The organism is Nocardioides ginsengisoli (assembly GCF_039537225.1).
Taxonomy (GTDB): Bacteria; Actinomycetota; Actinomycetes; order Propionibacteriales; family Nocardioidaceae; genus Nocardioides; species Nocardioides ginsengisoli.
The window spans coordinates 44,445-59,579 of record NZ_BAABAC010000024.1 but is presented as its reverse complement, the minus strand read 5'-3'; the positions used below and the strand labels follow the sequence as shown (position 1 = coordinate 59,579).

The following is a 15,135-nucleotide window of genomic DNA, read 5'->3' as shown; positions in this document are numbered from 1 at the left end:
GCGGCAAGGGCCAGCTCGTCGGCGGCATGATCCTGGGCCTGGAGGACTCCGGCTCGCGGATGATGCGGCTGGGCAAGAACGAGCTCGTCAACGGGGAGGTCCTCGGCATCGACGAGGTGATCTCCCGGATCGAGAGCGTCACCGTCGACGAGGTGCGCGAGATCGCCGCCGAGGTCTTCAGCCGGCCCGAGCTCCTCGCGGTCGTCGGACCGGCCTGAGCTGGATGGCGCGAGCGCGTCGCTCGTGCCTCGCGCCGCGCTGCCGCGCCGCGGTGGTTCGCCGCGGTGGTTCGCCGCGGGGAGCGAGGTGGACGGGCGGCCGGACGGTCGGCTCGCGCGAAGCGCGCCTCCGTCGCTCCGGTCGCTCGTGCCTCGCTCCCTGCGCTGTGTCGGCCGCGCTCCGCGCGATGACCGACGCCTGGGTGGCTCAGGCGTCGGTCGGGTGCGCGGGCTCCACGGTGGGCTCGACGACGGGCTCCGGCTCGGCGTGCTCGATGGTGAGCGCGAAGTCGTCGCCGTGCTCGGTGACGCCGGCGATGACCGCCTGCTCGACCGCCTGCTCGCCGTACTTGCGGCGGACGACGAGCGGGTCGCGGCGCAGGTCGCTGACCAGCGCCGCGGCGAGCCCGATCATGATCACCACGAACGGCAGCGCCGCGACGATGGTGATCGTCTGCAGCCCGGTGAGGGCGTCCTCGCCGCCGGCGAGGAGCATCACCGCGGCGACCGCGCCGGTGGCGACGCCCCAGAAGATGACCAGCCAGCGGCGGGGCTCCGTCGTACCGCGCTCGGACAGGCTGCCCATCACGATCGAGGCGGCGTCGGCGCCGGACACGAAGAAGATCGCGACCAGGACCATCACCAGGACGCTGGCGATCGTCGCGAGCGGCAGGGCGTCGAGGGTGCCGAACAGCTGCGCCTCGATGCCGTCGGCGCCGGCGATGTCGGTGCCGGTGCGCTGCAGGTCGATGGCGGTGCCGCCGAGGATGCAGAACCACAGCACGCTGACGACACTCGGCACGAGGAGCACGCCGGCGACGAACTGGCGGATCGTGCGGCCGCGGGAGATCCGGGCGACGAACATGCCGACGAACGGCGTCCAGGACAGCCACCAGGCCCAGTAGAAGACCGTCCACGAGCTCAGCCAGGCCTCGGTGTCGGGGCCCTCGGCGCCGGTGCGGGCGGCCATCATGGCGAGGTCCTGGACATAGCTGCCCAGCGAGGTCGGCACCAGGTTGAGGATGAACACGGTCGGGCCGACCACGAAGACGAACAGGGCCAGGGCCACGGCGAGCACCATGTTGATGTTGGAGAGCCACTGGATGCCGCGGGCGACGCCGGACACGGCCGACAGCACGAACGCGATGGTCAGCACGGTGATGATGGCGATCAGCGCCGCGTTGCCGAGCGGACCGACGTCGCCGACGATCTCGAGGCCGCTGCTGATCTGCAGCGCGCCCAGGCCGAGCGAGGTGGCCGAGCCGAAGAGGGTCGCGAAGATCGCGAACATGTCGATGACCCTGCCGGCGCCGCCGGACGCGTGGCGGCCGAGGATCGGGGCGAAGGCCGCCGAGATCAGCTGGACGCGGCCCTTGCGGTAGACGCCGTAGGCGATCGCGAGGCCGACGACGGCGTAGACGGCCCACGGGTGGAGGGTCCAGTGGAACATCGTCGTGGCCATCGCCGTCTTGGCGGCCTCGTCGTCGGCGCCGGACGTGCCCGGCGGCGCGGTGACGAAGTGCGACAACGGCTCGGAGACGCCGTAGAACATCAGGCCGATGCCCATGCCCGCGCTGAACATCATCGCCACCCAGGAGACGGTCTTGAACTCCGGCTCCTCGTCGTCGCGGCCGAGCGGGATGGCGCCGTACTTGCTGAGGGCCAGCCAGATCACGAAGACGACGAATCCGCTCGTCGCCAGCACGAACAGCCAGCCGGTGTTGGTCATCACCCAGTCGAGCGCCTTGCCGGACGCCGAGCCGAGGGACGGCGTGTCGACCAGGCCCCACACCACGAAGGCGATGCTGACCGCCGCGGCGAAGCCGAAGACGATCGGGTCGATGCCGCGGCGCTCGGGCTCGTCGGCCTCGACGGCCACGTCGAGGGCCGGGTGCGGCACGACGTCCGCGGCCGGGCTGGACAGGGCCTCCGCGAGCTCGCTGGCTCGGGGGTGGTGGTTCGTGCTCGTCGTACTGGTCACGTCACTCCTGGGGTCTCTCACGCACGGTCCGTGCGCATGCCCCCGTCCGAGTCATCCAGCAACGCGGAGTGGTGTGTGATGACCCCCGAAGGGGTCGTTATCCGAGAGACAGGACAGCCCGGGAGCGGGCATGCTGCTCTTCCAGGTTAAACACAGACAACGCCGTCCCGGCCAATCGGCGGGACGGCGCAGCGGTGTGAGACAGCGCTCAGCGGCGCCCGATGATGCCGATCACCGGCGGCATCTTGGAGTCGACGATGTAGACCCGGAAGCCGCCGTCGCGCAGCTGCTCGGAGGCCTTGGCGAGGATGTCCGACACCTGCTCGGGGCGGGTGGTGTCGAAGAAGAGGTTGACCGAGCCGCCCGGCATCAGCCGCTCGTGGAGGAGCGCGATCTCCTCCTTGGCGTCGCGCACCCAGAACAGGTTGACGTCGAACGCGAAGACCTTCGTCAGCCGCTTGACGGGCACCCGGAGCGTGGCCAGGTCGATCTGGCGCACGGTCAGCTTGCCGGCCTCGATGTGGGCGGCGCAGCGGGCCTTCGTGCGGTCGACACCAGCCTCGGAGCGGTCGATGGCGAACATCTTGCCCTTGCCCTCGAGCCGTCGGCAGATGAGGTCGGCAGCGGCGCCATTCCCGCAGCCGATCTCCAGCACATGATCGTTGGGCTGGACGTCCATGAAGTCCACCGCCCACCGGATCCGGGCCGGGATCTTGTTCACCATGGGGGTCAGCCTGCCAGAACGCCGCCGGAGGTGACGCACTACCTTGGTCCCGTGAACGCACGTGTCGCGGAGAACGCGGTCGGGGATCGGCTCCGAGTCGGGGTGCTGGGCGCCCGCGGCAAGGTGGGCGGCGAGGTCGTCAAGGCGGTCGAGGGGGCGGCGGATCTCGACTTCACCGTCGGTGTCGACGCCGGCGACCCGATCGCCGCGCTGAGCGAGTCCGGCACCCAGGTGGTCGTGGACTTCACCCATCCCGACGTGGTGATGGACAACCTGCGCTACTGCATCGACAACGGCATCCACGCCGTCGTCGGCACCACCGGCTTCGACGAGGGCCGCCTCGACACGCTGCGCGGCTGGCTCGGCGACCACCCGGGCACCGGCGTCCTGATCGCCCCCAACTTCTCGATCGGCGCGATCTTGATGATGCGGTTCTCCGCCATCGCCGCGCCCTTCTTCGAGTCCGTCGAGGTCGTCGAGCTGCACCACCCGACCAAGGCCGACGCGCCGAGCGGCACCGCCCGTCGTACGGCGGAGCTGATCGCGGCCGCCCGCCGCGAGGCCGGCAGCCCGCCCATCCCCGACGCCACCAGCACCGGCCTCGAGGGCGCCCGCGGCGCCGACGTCGAGGGCGTCCGCGTCCACGGCCTGCGGATCCGCGGCCTGGTCGCGCATCAGGAGGTCATCCTGGGCGGCCTGGGGGAGACGCTGACCATCCGCCACGACTCGCTCGACCGGGTGTCGTTCACGCCGGGCGTGCTGACGGGCGTGCGGCGGATCGGCGATTTCCCGGGGCTGACCGTGGGCCTCGAGCACTTCCTCGACCTCGACTGAGCGTCGTACCGGACGTTTGGGTCGCGAAATCGGCGATTTCGCGACCAAAACGTCCGGTACGACGGGGGTCAGATCAGCCTGATCAGGGCTGCCGCGGCCGCCGAGCCGAACACGACGACGAGGAACGGCGCCCGCAGCACCAGCAGGACGACGGCCACGCCCAGCGCCAGCACCCGTGCGTCGAGCACCAGCGCCCGCCCCTCGGGCGCGGCGAGCACCTGCACCGTGACCAGGGCCGCGAGCAGCGCGACCGGGATCAGGTCGGCGATCCGGGCGACGACCGGGTTGCCGAGCACCCGGGCGGGAACGGAGAGGCCGGCGAGCTTGAGCAGGTAGCAGCCGACGCCGGCGCCGAGGACGGCCCACCAGATCATCGCCCCAGCACCCCCACCAGTACGGCGACGCCCGCCGCCATCAGCACCGGCACGCCCGCCGGGGTGAGGGTGATCGCGCCGGCCGCGACGAGCGCCGCGAGCACCGCGACGATCCGGAGCAGCGGGGTGGTGAGGCGCGGCCACAGCAGCGCGAGGAAGGCGGCCCCGACGGCGGCGTCGAGGCCGAGGTCGCGCGGGTCGCCGATCAGCTCGCCGGCGAGCGCGCCGACCAGCGTGGTGAGGTTCCAGAGCACGAAGATCGTCGCGCCGGTGGTGAGGAAGCCGGTCCGGGCCAGCGCCCGGTCGGGCCGGGTGACGCTCATCGCGGTCGACTCGTCGATGAGCACGTGCGCGGCCGCGGCGCGCCGCCAGCCCCGGAAGCCCAGCAGCGGGGCCAGGCGCAGCCCGTAGAGGGTGTTGCGGGTGCCGAGGAGAAGCGCGGCCAGCGCGCCGGCGACCGGCGTCCCGCCCGACCCGAGCACGCCCACGAGCGCGAACTGCGAGGCGCCCGTGAACATCACCAGCGACAGCGCGCAGCTCTGCGCCACGCTCAGCCCCGAGGCGACGCCGACGGCACCGAAGCTCAGGCCATAGGTCCCCGTGGCGATCGCGACCCCGAGGCTGTCTCGTAGGACGGCGCGCCGGACATGCTGCGTCACGGCCTCACACCAGAGCGGTGTGGAGCCGGACCTGCTTGACCGTCGCGCCCGACTCGTCGGCCAGCTCGCGGCTCGCGCCGTCGGCCGCCCAGCCTGCGCTGGTCAGGAACGCCCGGACGACGTCGTCGGCGGCGTCCGCCCAGCACACCGCCCGCGTGAACCCGTCGGCCGCGAGCGTGTCGACGCACGCCTGCAGCAGCCGCGAGCCGTGTCCGCCGCGCGTCTGCTCGGGATCGACCGTGAACTCGGCCATCTCGCCGTCGGCGGCGGGGTCGGCGTCGGGGTCGGTGTTGGGGCCGGTCAGCGCGAAGCCGACGACCCGGTCGGCCGCCAGGGCGACCATCGCGCGGTGCCGGGCCTCCGGCGGGCGCGACAGCGACTGGCGCCAGGCGGCCGCGAGCGCGTCGGCGTCGAGGCCGTGCTCGGCGGCGACACCGTCGTCGTACCGGGCCCGCCAGGAGCGCAGCTGCACGCCCGCGATCCCGGCGGCGTCCGCCGGCCATGCGACCCGGACCGAGACGTCAGCAACGACCATGCCCGCCATCTTGTCAGGGCGCCGATGTGGCAACACCCCCTAGGGTCGAGGCATGGAGATTCGCAACCTCGGAGCCAGTGGCCTTCGCATCTCGGCCATCGCCTACGGCAACTGGATCACCCACGGCTCGCAGGTCGAGGAGGACGCCGCCCTGTCCTGCGTCCGACGTGCGCTCGACGAGGGCATCACCACCTTCGACACCGCCGACGTCTACGCCAACACCGCGGCCGAGACGGTCCTCGGCAAGGCGCTGGCGGGGGAGCGGCGCGAGGGGCTCGAGATCTTCACCAAGGTCTTCTGGCCGACCGGCCCCGGCAGGCACAACGACCACGGCCTCTCCCGCAAGCACATCATGGAGTCGATCGACGGCTCACTGCGTCGCCTCGGCACCGACTACGTCGACCTCTACCAGGCCCACCGCTACGACCACGAGACGCCGCTCGAGGAGACGATGCTCGCGTTCGCGGACGTCGTCCGCGCGGGCAAGGCGCTCTACATCGGCGTCTCGGAGTGGCGGGCCGAGGAGATCCGGGCGGCGGCGTCGCTGGCTCGTGAGCTGCGCGTGCCGCTGGTGTCCAACCAGCCGCAGTACTCCATGCTCTGGCGGGTCATCGAGGCCGAGGTGGTCCCGACCTCGAAGGAGCTCGGCCTCGGCCAGATCGTCTGGTCACCGATCGCGCAGGGCGTGCTCACCGGCAAGTACCTGCCGGGTCAGCCGCCGCCGGCCGGCTCCCGCGCCACCGACGACAAGGGCGGCGCCAACGACATCAGCCGGTGGCTGCGCGACGACGTCCTCGAGCGGGTCCAGCGGCTGAAGCCGATCGCCGACGAGGCGGGTCTCTCGCTCGCCCAGCTCGCCGTCGCCTGGGTGCTGCAGAACGACAACGTCTCCGCAGCGATCATCGGGGCCAGTCGCCCAGAGCAGGTCACCGAGAACGTCAAGGCCGCCGGCGTCCGCCTGGACGCCGACACGCTGGCCGCGATCGACGCGGCGCTCGACGGCGTGGTCACCACCGACCCGTCGCTGACCCGCTCGCCGCGGCGCTCGGAGATCCTCGGCTGAGGCCTCAGAGCTCGAAGCGGTAGCGGCTGGTCGGCACCAGGTCGAGCCCGTCGGTGGCGCCGAAGAGGGCACAGCTCTCCATCAGCGTCGTGAACCGGCGCTGGAACTCCTCCTCGTCGCCGCCGCTGCCGTAGAAGGCGTGGTGGTCGCTCATCGCGGCCATCGGGAAGAGCTCCTCGACGATCCCGGCCACGTCGCGGCCGCCGGGCGTGAGGTGCTCGACGACGGGGTGCTGGGCATAGCCGAAGGTGCCCTGGGTGTCGATCGCCACCGGGGTGTGCCGCTCGAGCCAGTCCTGCAGCCACGCGTCGTGCTCCATCGCGACCGGGCGGCGCAGGAACGCCCAGTTGGCGAGGGCGTCGCTCCGCTCGCCGTCGGGTACGGCGGGCGGCACGAGCGGCTCGCGCTCGTCGACCCGCCAGGCGTCGGTGTCCGGGTCGAGTCGCCGTACGACGTCGAGGAGGGCGGCTGCGTCGGCGTCCCACGCGCTGACCACCGCGGTGATCGGCGCGCCGGGCCCGAAGCGCATGGCGGGGGCGACGGCGTCGTCGTCGAGGTTGACCTGGAGCCGGGTGGCGCCCGCTGCGGCGACGTCCGCGCGGAAGGCGGGGTCGAGCAGGGCGGCGCCGGGCTGGGGGGTGTGCAGCGCTGTGATGACCTTCACGCGGGGCAACCTACCCCTTGCTTGGTCCGCGGTGTCCCTACTTGTCGTAGTCCTCGGGCAGCGGCTGGCCGATCTTGACCCGCGCCTTGGGCAGGCGCATGAACTTCATCTGCATCGCCCGGGTCAGCGCGTAGTAGGTCGTCCCCTTGAGCGACTCGTCGGGGAAGCGGCGCTTGAGCTCGCGGCGCAGCTTGAAGCGCAGCAGCAGCATGTCGCCGACCACGAAGAGCACGGTCGCGAGCAGCACCATGCTGCTCGCCTGGACCAGCGCCGACTGGCCGGTGTAGCCGAGCAGCAGGCCCACGATCATCAGCGGGATGACCATCTCGACGATGGAGAATCGGGCGTCGACGTAGTCACGGATGAACCGGCGGACCCGGCCCTTGTCGCGCGGCAGGAAGTAGCGCTCGTCGCCGGACTTCATGCCCTGGCGGATCTTGCGGCTCTGCTCGGTGCGGTGCTCGCGCTGCTTCTTGGCCAGCTCGCGCTTGTCACGCGGCGCCTTGTTGCGCGCCCGCGCGGCCGCCTCGGCCTCCTTGCGGGTCGGCGTCGGGCGGCCCTTGCCGCCGGGCTTGGCGGTCGCCTGCTCCGCGGTGGGAGCGGCGGGGGACTTGGTGCGCTTGAACACGCTAGGCCTTCCTGACCAGGCTGGACTTCAGCTGCATCGGTCCGAAGCCGTCGACCTTGCAGTCGATGTCGTGGTCGCCGACGCCGGCGACCAGACGGATGCTGCGGACCTTCGTACCGGACTTGATCGGCTTGGGCGCGCCCTTGACCGGCAGGTCCTTGACGACGATGACGTCGTCACCGTCGGCGAGCGGGTTGCCGTTGGCGTCGCGGATCACGCCGGCGGCCGCGGCCTCGGCGGCCGCGGAGGCCGCCTCGGTCGGCGACCACTCGTGGGCGCACTCCGGGCAGACCATCAGCTCGCCCATCTCGTAGGTGTACTCGCCGCCGCACTCGGGGCAGGCGGGGAGGCTGTCAGTCACGGTGCGACTTCCCCGGGAGGTCGAGCATCCGCTGCAGCGCGGCGAGCGCGTCGGCCTCGGTCTGCGGGTCGACCTCGATCCGGTTGACGACGACGCCCTCGACCAGGTTCTCCAGCGCCCACACGAAGTGGGGGAGGTCGATCCGATTCATCGTCGAGCAGTAGCAGACGTTGCGGTCGAGGAACATGATGTTCTTGTCGGGGTGGGCGTCGGCCAGCCGCTGGACCAGGTTGAGCTCGGTGCCGATCGCCCAGCTCGAGCCGGCCGGGGCCGCCTCGATGGTCTTGATGATGAACTCGGTCGAGCCCACCAGGTCGGCCTTGAGGACCACCTCGTGCTGGCACTCGGGGTGCACGATCACGTTGAGGTCGTCGACCTTGGCGCGCAGCTCGTCGATGACGTCGGCGGAGAAGCGCCCGTGGACCGAGCAGTGGCCCTTCCACAGGATCATCTTCGCGTTCGCGAGCTCCTCGGCGGTCAGGCCGCCGCCCGGGAGCATCGGGTTCCACACGACGCACTCGTCGAGGGAGTAGCCGAGCTGCAGGACCGCGGTGTTGCGGCCCAGGTGCTGGTCGGGCAGGAAGAGGACCTTGGTGTCGGGCCCCTTCTGCTCGAACGCCCAGTCGAGCGCGACCTCGGCGTTGGACGAGGTGCAGACGACGCCGCCGTTGCGGCCGCAGAACGCCTTGATCGCGGCGCTGGAGTTCATGTAGGTGACCGGGACGACGACGTCCTGGACGCCGGCCGCGGCCAGCGCGTCCCACGCCCGCTCGACCTGGGCGATGCGCGCCATGTCGGCCATCGAGCAGCCGGCCGCGAGGTCGGGCAGGATCACCTGCTGCTGCGGCCCGGTGAGGATGTCGGCCGACTCGGCCATGAAGTGCACGCCGCAGAAGACGATGAACTCCGCGTCGGGCCGGGCGGCCGCGTCGCGCGCGAGCTTGAAGGAGTCGCCCGTGACGTCGGCGAACTGGATGACCTCGTCGCGCTGGTAGTGGTGACCCAGCACGAAGAGCCGGTCGCCGAGCTTCTCCTTGGCCGCGAGGGCGCGCGCCACCAGGTCGGGGTCCGAGGGGGCGGGCAGGTCGCCCGGGCACTCGACGCCGCGCTCGGACAGTGGGTCGGTGCCCCGGCCGAGCGGCAGCAGTGGAAGATCCACGGTCGTCATGGCCTCATCGTAGTTGGGACGTCGCGGGCTACAGCACCGCCCCGTGGTGGACGTACGGCGCCGGCGGCGCCATCCCGCGCAGCCCCAGATAGCCGCGGGTCGCCAGGTCGAGCCGAGCCGCGATCCCGACGTCGACCGCCCAGTCGTTGGCGACCGTCACGTGGGCCACCTCGGCGCGCCCCTCGGTGCCGGCCAGGCACTCCCACAGCAGGGTCCGCGCGGTCGCCTCGTCGCGGGCGGCGATCAGCCCCGGACCGCCGGTGTTGGTGTAGGCGTAGCCGGACCGGTCGGCCGCCACGACCAGCCGCGAGATGCCCATCAGCGGCTCGTGGTCGGGGCCGTGCGGGCCGCCGCGCAGCGACCGGTCGAGGTCGTCCATCCATCCCAGGTCGTCCGGTACGCCGTCGCGCAGGCCGGTCACCGCCGGCAGCGCGGAGCGGTCGACGGTCCCGGTGAGCGTCAGCTGCGGGTGCAGCCGGAAGCCGGCGCGGTGATAGCTCCGCGTCGCCCGCGGGTCGTCCGACGCCGCGAGCATCCCGCGCTCGCACCCCACGCCGTACGCCGTCGCGGCCGCCAGCAGCCGGCTGCCGATGCCGCCGCCCTGGTGACCCGGGCGGACCGCGAAGGTCGCCAGGCACCACACGTCCTCGCGGCGGAGGCTGGTGGCGAAGCCGAGCACGCCGTCGTCGTCCTCGGCGACCCAGCAGCCGCCCGGGTCGGTCGCCACGAACTTCTCGGTCCGCGCGATCCAGCCCGCCGCGTTCGCGGGTGCCCGCCGCTGAGGCTCGGGGTCGGCGGGGCGGCGCCGGGAGAGGTCGAGGGCGTGGAAGGCGTCGGCGCTGATCGCCTCGGCGGTCGGCACGTCCTCGGTCGTCATCGGTCGGATCAGCACGCGGCCGACCCTATGCATTCACCGGCCGGATGCCTTCCCCTTTTCGACGGTTCGACGGCCGCTGCCAGCGTGGTCCGGCCCCCGAAAACCTTCTCGAAAGGCACCCTCCCGATGGTTGACCTCGACCGCCGCCGCTTCCTCCAGATCACCGGAGCCTCCTCGCTCGCCGGCCTCACTGCCGGCCTCCTCGGCAGCGTCGAGCGCGCCGCGGCGGTGGCACCCGCTCGCCGTACCGGCACGATCAAGGACATCGAGCACGTGGTGATCCTGATGCAGGAGAACCGCTCCTTCGACCACTACCTCGGCGCGCTGCGCGGCGTCCGCGGCTTCGGCGACCCGCACCCGGTGCAGCTGCCGTCGGGCCGGTCGGTCTGGCACCAGCCCACGTCGTCCGGCGGCGAGCTGCTGCCGTTCCACCCCGACGTCGACGACCTCGGCGGCGCCTTCCTCCAGGGGCTCGCGCACTCGTGGCCCGACGGCCAGAAGGCCGTCAACGCCGGCCACTACGACCAGTGGGTGCCGGCCAAGGGCGCGGCGACGATGGCCTACCTGAAGCGCCAGGACGCGCTCTTCCACTACGCCCTCGCCGACGCGTTCACGGTCTGCGACGCCTACCACTGCTCGTTCATCGGCAACACCGACCCCAACCGCTACTACCTGTGGACCGGCTGGACCGGCAACGACGGCCGCGGCGGCGGCCCGGTGCTCTACAACGACGAGCGCGGCTACGGCTGGAAGACCTACCCGGAGCGGCTGGAGCAGGCCGGCGTCTCGTGGAAGGTCTACCAGGACGAGGGCACCGGGCTCGACGCCGCCGGCTCGTGGGGCTGGACGTCGGACGCCTTCATCGGCAACTACGGCGACACCTCGCTGCTCTACTTCGACGCCTACCGCAACGCCAAGCCCGGCGACCCGCTCTACGAGAAGGCGCGGGTCGGCACCCGCAACCGCGACGGCGAGGACTACTTCTCGATCCTCGCCGCCGACGTCGCCGCCGACCGGCTGCCGCAGGTCTCGTGGATCTCCGCGCCCGAGGCGTTCACCGAGCACTCGAACTGGCCGACCGACTACGGCGCCTGGTACCTCTCGAAGGTTCTCGACACGCTCACCTCCAACCCGGACGTGTGGGCCAAGACCGCCCTGTTCATCACCTACGACGAGAACGACGGCTTCTTCGACCACCTCGTCCCGCCGATCCCGAACAGCCCGCTGGTGCCCGGCGCGTCGACGGTCAGCACCGAGCACGAGTACTACGCGGGCGGCGACCCGCGGGCCAAGCCCGGCCCCTACGGCATGGGCCCGCGGGTGCCGATGTTCGTCGTCTCGCCGTGGACGACGGGCGGCTACGTCTGCTCGGAGACCTTCGACCACACCTCCGTGCTGCGCTTCCTCGAGCAGCGCTTCGGCGTCCGCGAGCCGCAGATCACGCCCTGGCGCCGCACCGTCGCGGGCGACCTGACCTCCGCCTTCGACTTCGCGAGCACCCGCACCGACGTGCCGGCGCTGCCGGCCACCGACGCGATGGCGCCGCAGGACCGCAAGCGGCACCCGACGTACTTCCCGCGGACGCCGGCCGTCGGCACCATGCCGACCCAGGAGCCGGGCGTGCGGCCTGCGCGGCCGCTCGGCTACGACCTGTCCGTGATCGAGAAGGGTGCCGCGCCGCTGCGCCTCCAGCTGGTCAACGAGGGCTCGCTCGGGGCGCACGTCCAGGCCCGGCTGATCGCGCCGGCCGGCACGCCGCACAGCTACACGGTCGAGGCCGGCAAGCGGCTGGACGTCGAGCTGCCGGTCCAGGGCGACTACGACGTGCACCTGCACGGCCCCAACGGCTTCTTCCGCCGCTTCGCCGGCAGCACGCAGGCCGAGCGGGTGCTCGTCGACCTCGCGCCGCTCAGCCGGGGCGGTGGCGTGGGCTCCGGCAAGCTGCGCCTCACCGTCCAGGGCGACGCCGAGGTGGCGGTGACCGACGTCTACGCGGGCCCGCTCACGGTCCGGGCCGGGCGGGTCGATCTCGACACCCGTGCGAGCGGCGGCTGGTACGACGTGACCGTCACGATCCCCGGAACCTCCTTCGTCCGGACCCTCGCCGGGCACCTCGAATCCGGACGACCCGCGACCAGCGACCCGCAGCTGGGCTGATCTGTCGGGCCCATCCGCCATGATGTCGGCATGCGAGTCCTGGTCGCCCCCGACAAGTTCGCGGGCACGCTCACGGCGGTCGAGGCCGCCGAGGCGATCGCTGCCGGCTGGCGGCGGCAGGCGCCCGACGACGAGATCGTCCTGGCGCCCATGTCCGACGGTGGCCCGGGCTTCGTCGACGTCCTGCACGCGACGCTGGGGGGAGACCTCCTGGCGGTGACCGTCGAGGCGCCGTCGGGCGACGAGGTCCCCGCGACCCTGCTGCTCGTCGACGACACGGCGTACGTCGAGAGCGCGCAGGCGTGCGGCATCCACCTCACACAGGCGGCCCTCGGCGAGTTCGGCACGACGGTCGGCGTCGGCACGCTGCTGCTCACCGCGATCAACGCGGGGGCGCGGCGGGTCGTCGTCGGCCTCGGCGGCACCGGCACGATCGACGGGGGAGCGGGCCTGCTCGCGGCGCTCGACGCCGACCCCGACGTCTCCCTCGACGTGGGCGGGATCTTCCTCGACGGCATCACCGAGGTCGACCTCGACATCGCCAAGGGACTCGTCGACGGCGTCGAGATCGTCGCGGCCACCGACGTCGACAACCCGCTGACCGGGCTGTTCGGCGCGGCCAAGACGTTCGGTGCACAGAAGGGCCTCGACGACGAGACCCAGGTGATGATGGACGGCTTCCTCGAGCAGTTCGCGGCCGTCACCGACCGCCGGTTGGCGCTGGCGCCGGGCGCGGGCGCCGCCGGCGGACTCGGCTTCGCGCTCCTGCTGCTCGGCGCGACCCGCGTGTCGGGCATCGAGCTGGTCGCCGAGGCGGTCGGCCTCGCCGCCCAGGCTCGCGCGGCCGACCTGATCATCACCGGCGAGGGCGCCTTCGACTACAGCAGCCGGGCCGGCAAGGTCCCGGCCGGTGTCGCGGCCGTCGCCGCGGAGGCGCTGCGGCCGTGCGTGACGCTGGCCGGTCAGGTCCTGGTCGGCTCCCGGGAGATGCGGGCGCTGGGCATGGACGCGGCGTACTCGCTCGTCGACGCGGTCGGCGAGACCCGCGCCTTCGGCGATCCGGCGGGCGCGCTCACCGAGCTCGCCGCGCGGGTCGCGCGCACCTGGTCCGCCTAGGCTTCGGCGCCGCATGGTTGCGGTGCCGGGTCGGGAATGCGTCTCACCCGGCATCTCTGTCCCTCATCGGTGGGTTCCAGGACCGAGATGCCGGGTGAGACGAAGGGACCGGGACCCTCGCCAAGAACTGAAACCTGTTCTAGGTTGCTCGCGTGAAGACTTCTGCATTCCTCGTCGAGGAGCCCGGTGGCGACTTCGTCCTCGCCGACGTCGAGCTCGAGGAGCCTCGCGACGACGAGGTCCTCGTCCGGATCGTGGCGACGGGCCTGTGCCACACCGACCTGACCGTCCCGACGATGCTGCCGCAGGAGATGCTGCCGACGGTCGTGGGGCATGAGGGCACCGGCGTCGTCGAGAAGGTGGGCTCGGGCGTGAGCGGCATCGAGGTCGGCGACCACGTCGTCCTCAGCTTCCGCTCGTGCCGCTCGTGCGGGCCGTGCCGGGCCGGCGACGTGGGCTACTGCGAGCAGTCGCTGCTGCTCAACTACATGGGCATGCGCGCCGACGGCTCGACGACCATGAAGCGTCACCAGGAGAACGGCGACAGCCAGGCCGTGTTCGGCAGCTTCTTCGGCCAGTCCAGCTTCGCCCGTCACGCCCTCGCGTACGCCGACAACTGCGTCGTCGTCGACAAGTCCCTCGACCTGACCCGGCTGGCCCCCTTCGCCTGCGGGTTCCAGACCGGGGCGGGCACCGTCCTCAACGTGCTCGACCCGGCGCCCGCCGAGGCGATCGTCGTCTTCGGCGCCGGCGCGGTCGGCCTCGCCGCCGTCGCCGCCGCCCGGGGCAGGGGCGTCGAGACCGTCGTCGCCGTCGACCCGGTGCCCGCGCGCCGCGCCATCGCCGAGGGGTACGGCGCACACGCGCTCGACCCGGGCGAGGAGGGCGCCGCGCCGGTCGAGGAGCGGGTCAAGGCGCTGACCGGCGGGGGAGCGGCGTACGCGATCGACACGACCGCGATCCCGGCCGTCGTCCTGCAGGCACAGCACTCGCTGCGCGCCCGCGGCCTGCTCGTCGCGCTCGGCCTCGGTGCCCCGGAGTACACGATCGACGCGATCGACCTGCTCTCGACCGGCAAGATCGTGCGCTCCTCGATCGAGGGGGAGGCCGATCCGCTGGTCACCATCCCCGAGCTGATCGGGCTGCGCGAGGCGGGCCGGTTCGACGTCGACCACCTGGTCACGACGTACCCGTTCGAGAAGATCGCGGACGCCGTCGCCGACTCGAAGGCGGGAACCGTGGTCAAGCCCGTGCTCGTCTGGGGGGAATAACCACGACTGTGCGACCATTGGGCTAGTCGAATACCGACCTGACACACCTTGGAGTGAGCATGAGCGACAGCTGCTGCGGAGGCGGCCACAGCCACGAGGCCCCCGGCGCGACCACGACCGTCGCGGCGCCGGTCGACTTCGAGCGCCGTGAGGACCAGATCAACCTGAGCCCGGTGGCGGCCACGAAGGTCAAGAGCCTGCTCGAGCAGGAGGGTCGCGACGACCTCTCCCTGCGCATCTCGGTGCAGCCCGGTGGCTGCTCGGGCCTGCGCTACCAGCTCTTCTTCGACGAGCGCACCCTCGACGGCGACGTCGTCACCGACTTCGACGGCGTGGGCGTCGTCGTCGACCGGATGAGCGTCCCCTACCTCAACGGTGCGGTCATCGACTTCGTCGACACCATCGAGAAGCAGGGCTTCACGATCGACAACCCGAACGCCACGGGTTCCTGCGCCTGCGGCGACAGCTTCAACTGACGCCGCACCGAGCAGACCACGAGGGGGCC

Annotated in this window: 16 protein-coding genes and 1 pseudogene; 7 read left to right on the top strand and 10 right to left on the bottom strand. The window is 72.1% G+C overall.

What is annotated here, in order from left to right:
* Positions 1-218 (top strand): annotated as a pseudogene (locus AB4880_RS13510) (insulinase family protein); the annotation flags it as partial.
* Positions 219-426: 208 nt separating this feature from the next.
* Here the strand turns inward: AB4880_RS13510 and AB4880_RS13505 are convergent.
* Complete coding sequence (locus tag AB4880_RS13505; RefSeq protein ID WP_367919733.1) at positions 427-2,199, bottom strand: BCCT family transporter; 1,773 nt, start codon at positions 2,197-2,199, stop codon at positions 427-429.
* A 208-nt stretch (positions 2,200-2,407) separates the two neighbouring features.
* Positions 2,408-2,923 carry a class I SAM-dependent methyltransferase gene (locus tag AB4880_RS13500; RefSeq protein WP_367919732.1) on the bottom strand — a complete coding sequence of 172 codons (516 nt, stop codon included), beginning with the start codon at positions 2,921-2,923 and terminating at the stop codon, positions 2,408-2,410.
* Positions 2,924-2,974: 51 nt separating this feature from the next.
* Here AB4880_RS13500 and dapB point away from each other — a divergent pair, with 51 nt between their 5' ends.
* Positions 2,975-3,757 (top strand): 4-hydroxy-tetrahydrodipicolinate reductase, encoded by a 783-nt coding sequence (gene dapB, locus AB4880_RS13495; protein ID WP_367919731.1) that lies wholly within the window; start codon positions 2,975-2,977, stop codon positions 3,755-3,757.
* 68 nt (positions 3,758-3,825) lie between these two features.
* Here the strand turns inward: dapB and AB4880_RS13490 are convergent, their stop codons facing one another.
* Genes AB4880_RS13490 through AB4880_RS13480 form a run of 3 tightly spaced genes read right to left on the bottom strand, consistent with a single transcriptional unit; the run spans position 3,826 to position 5,325 of the window.
* On the bottom strand, positions 3,826-4,131 hold the full coding sequence (locus tag AB4880_RS13490) for an AzlD domain-containing protein (RefSeq protein WP_367919730.1): 306 nt from the start codon (positions 4,129-4,131) through the stop codon (positions 3,826-3,828).
* The gene (locus tag AB4880_RS13485) at positions 4,128-4,790 is read right to left on the bottom strand and encodes an AzlC family ABC transporter permease (protein ID WP_367919729.1); all 663 of its coding nucleotides are present in this window, start codon (positions 4,788-4,790) and stop codon (positions 4,128-4,130) included. Before AB4880_RS13485 ends, AB4880_RS13490 begins: the two co-directional genes overlap by 4 nt.
* Before the next feature lie 4 nt (positions 4,791-4,794).
* Positions 4,795-5,325: a GNAT family N-acetyltransferase gene (locus AB4880_RS13480; protein WP_367919728.1), complete on the bottom strand. Its 531-nt coding sequence runs from the start codon at positions 5,323-5,325 to the stop codon at positions 4,795-4,797.
* A 52-nt stretch (positions 5,326-5,377) separates the two neighbouring features.
* Here AB4880_RS13480 and AB4880_RS13475 point away from each other — a divergent pair, with 52 nt between their 5' ends.
* On the top strand, positions 5,378-6,388 hold the full coding sequence (locus AB4880_RS13475) for an aldo/keto reductase family protein (RefSeq protein ID WP_367919727.1): 1,011 nt from the start codon (positions 5,378-5,380) through the stop codon (positions 6,386-6,388).
* A 4-nt stretch (positions 6,389-6,392) separates the two neighbouring features.
* Here AB4880_RS13475 and AB4880_RS13470 read toward each other — a convergent pair whose 3' ends face one another.
* Genes AB4880_RS13470 through AB4880_RS13450 form a run of 5 tightly spaced genes read right to left on the bottom strand, consistent with a single transcriptional unit; the run spans position 6,393 to position 10,101 of the window.
* Positions 6,393-7,052 (bottom strand): hypothetical protein, encoded by a 660-nt coding sequence (locus tag AB4880_RS13470; protein WP_367919726.1) that lies wholly within the window; start codon positions 7,050-7,052, stop codon positions 6,393-6,395.
* A 37-nt stretch (positions 7,053-7,089) separates the two neighbouring features.
* Entirely contained in the window at positions 7,090-7,680 is a 591-nt protein-coding gene (locus AB4880_RS13465) for a DUF3043 domain-containing protein (protein WP_367919725.1), read from the bottom strand.
* Between the two features lies 1 nt (position 7,681).
* The gene (locus AB4880_RS13460; protein WP_367919724.1) at positions 7,682-8,041 is read right to left on the bottom strand and encodes a zinc ribbon domain-containing protein YjdM; all 360 of its coding nucleotides are present in this window, start codon (positions 8,039-8,041) and stop codon (positions 7,682-7,684) included.
* Entirely contained in the window at positions 8,034-9,209 is a 1,176-nt protein-coding gene (nadA, locus tag AB4880_RS13455) for a quinolinate synthase NadA (protein WP_367919723.1), read from the bottom strand. The genes AB4880_RS13460 and nadA overlap by 8 nt, the downstream gene beginning before the upstream one ends.
* Positions 9,210-9,237: 28 nt before the next feature.
* Positions 9,238-10,101 (bottom strand): GNAT family N-acetyltransferase, encoded by an 864-nt coding sequence (locus AB4880_RS13450; RefSeq protein WP_367919722.1) that lies wholly within the window; start codon positions 10,099-10,101, stop codon positions 9,238-9,240.
* A gap of 111 nt (positions 10,102-10,212) precedes the next feature.
* On the opposite strand from AB4880_RS13450, the gene AB4880_RS13445 reads away from it, so the two are divergent.
* From AB4880_RS13445 to erpA, 4 genes are all read left to right on the top strand, one after another.
* Positions 10,213-12,243 (top strand): phosphocholine-specific phospholipase C, encoded by a 2,031-nt coding sequence (locus AB4880_RS13445; protein WP_367919721.1) that lies wholly within the window; start codon positions 10,213-10,215, stop codon positions 12,241-12,243.
* 30 nt (positions 12,244-12,273) lie between these two features.
* Positions 12,274-13,359: a glycerate kinase family protein gene (locus AB4880_RS13440; RefSeq protein ID WP_367919720.1), complete on the top strand. Its 1,086-nt coding sequence runs from the start codon at positions 12,274-12,276 to the stop codon at positions 13,357-13,359.
* A gap of 152 nt (positions 13,360-13,511) precedes the next feature.
* Entirely contained in the window at positions 13,512-14,630 is a 1,119-nt protein-coding gene (locus tag AB4880_RS13435; RefSeq protein WP_367919719.1) for an NAD(P)-dependent alcohol dehydrogenase, read from the top strand.
* 59 nt (positions 14,631-14,689) lie between these two features.
* Positions 14,690-15,106, top strand: a complete 417-nt coding sequence (gene erpA, locus AB4880_RS13430; protein ID WP_238408528.1) for an iron-sulfur cluster insertion protein ErpA — start codon at positions 14,690-14,692, stop codon at positions 15,104-15,106.
* The last annotated feature ends 29 nt before the right edge of the window (positions 15,107-15,135 follow it).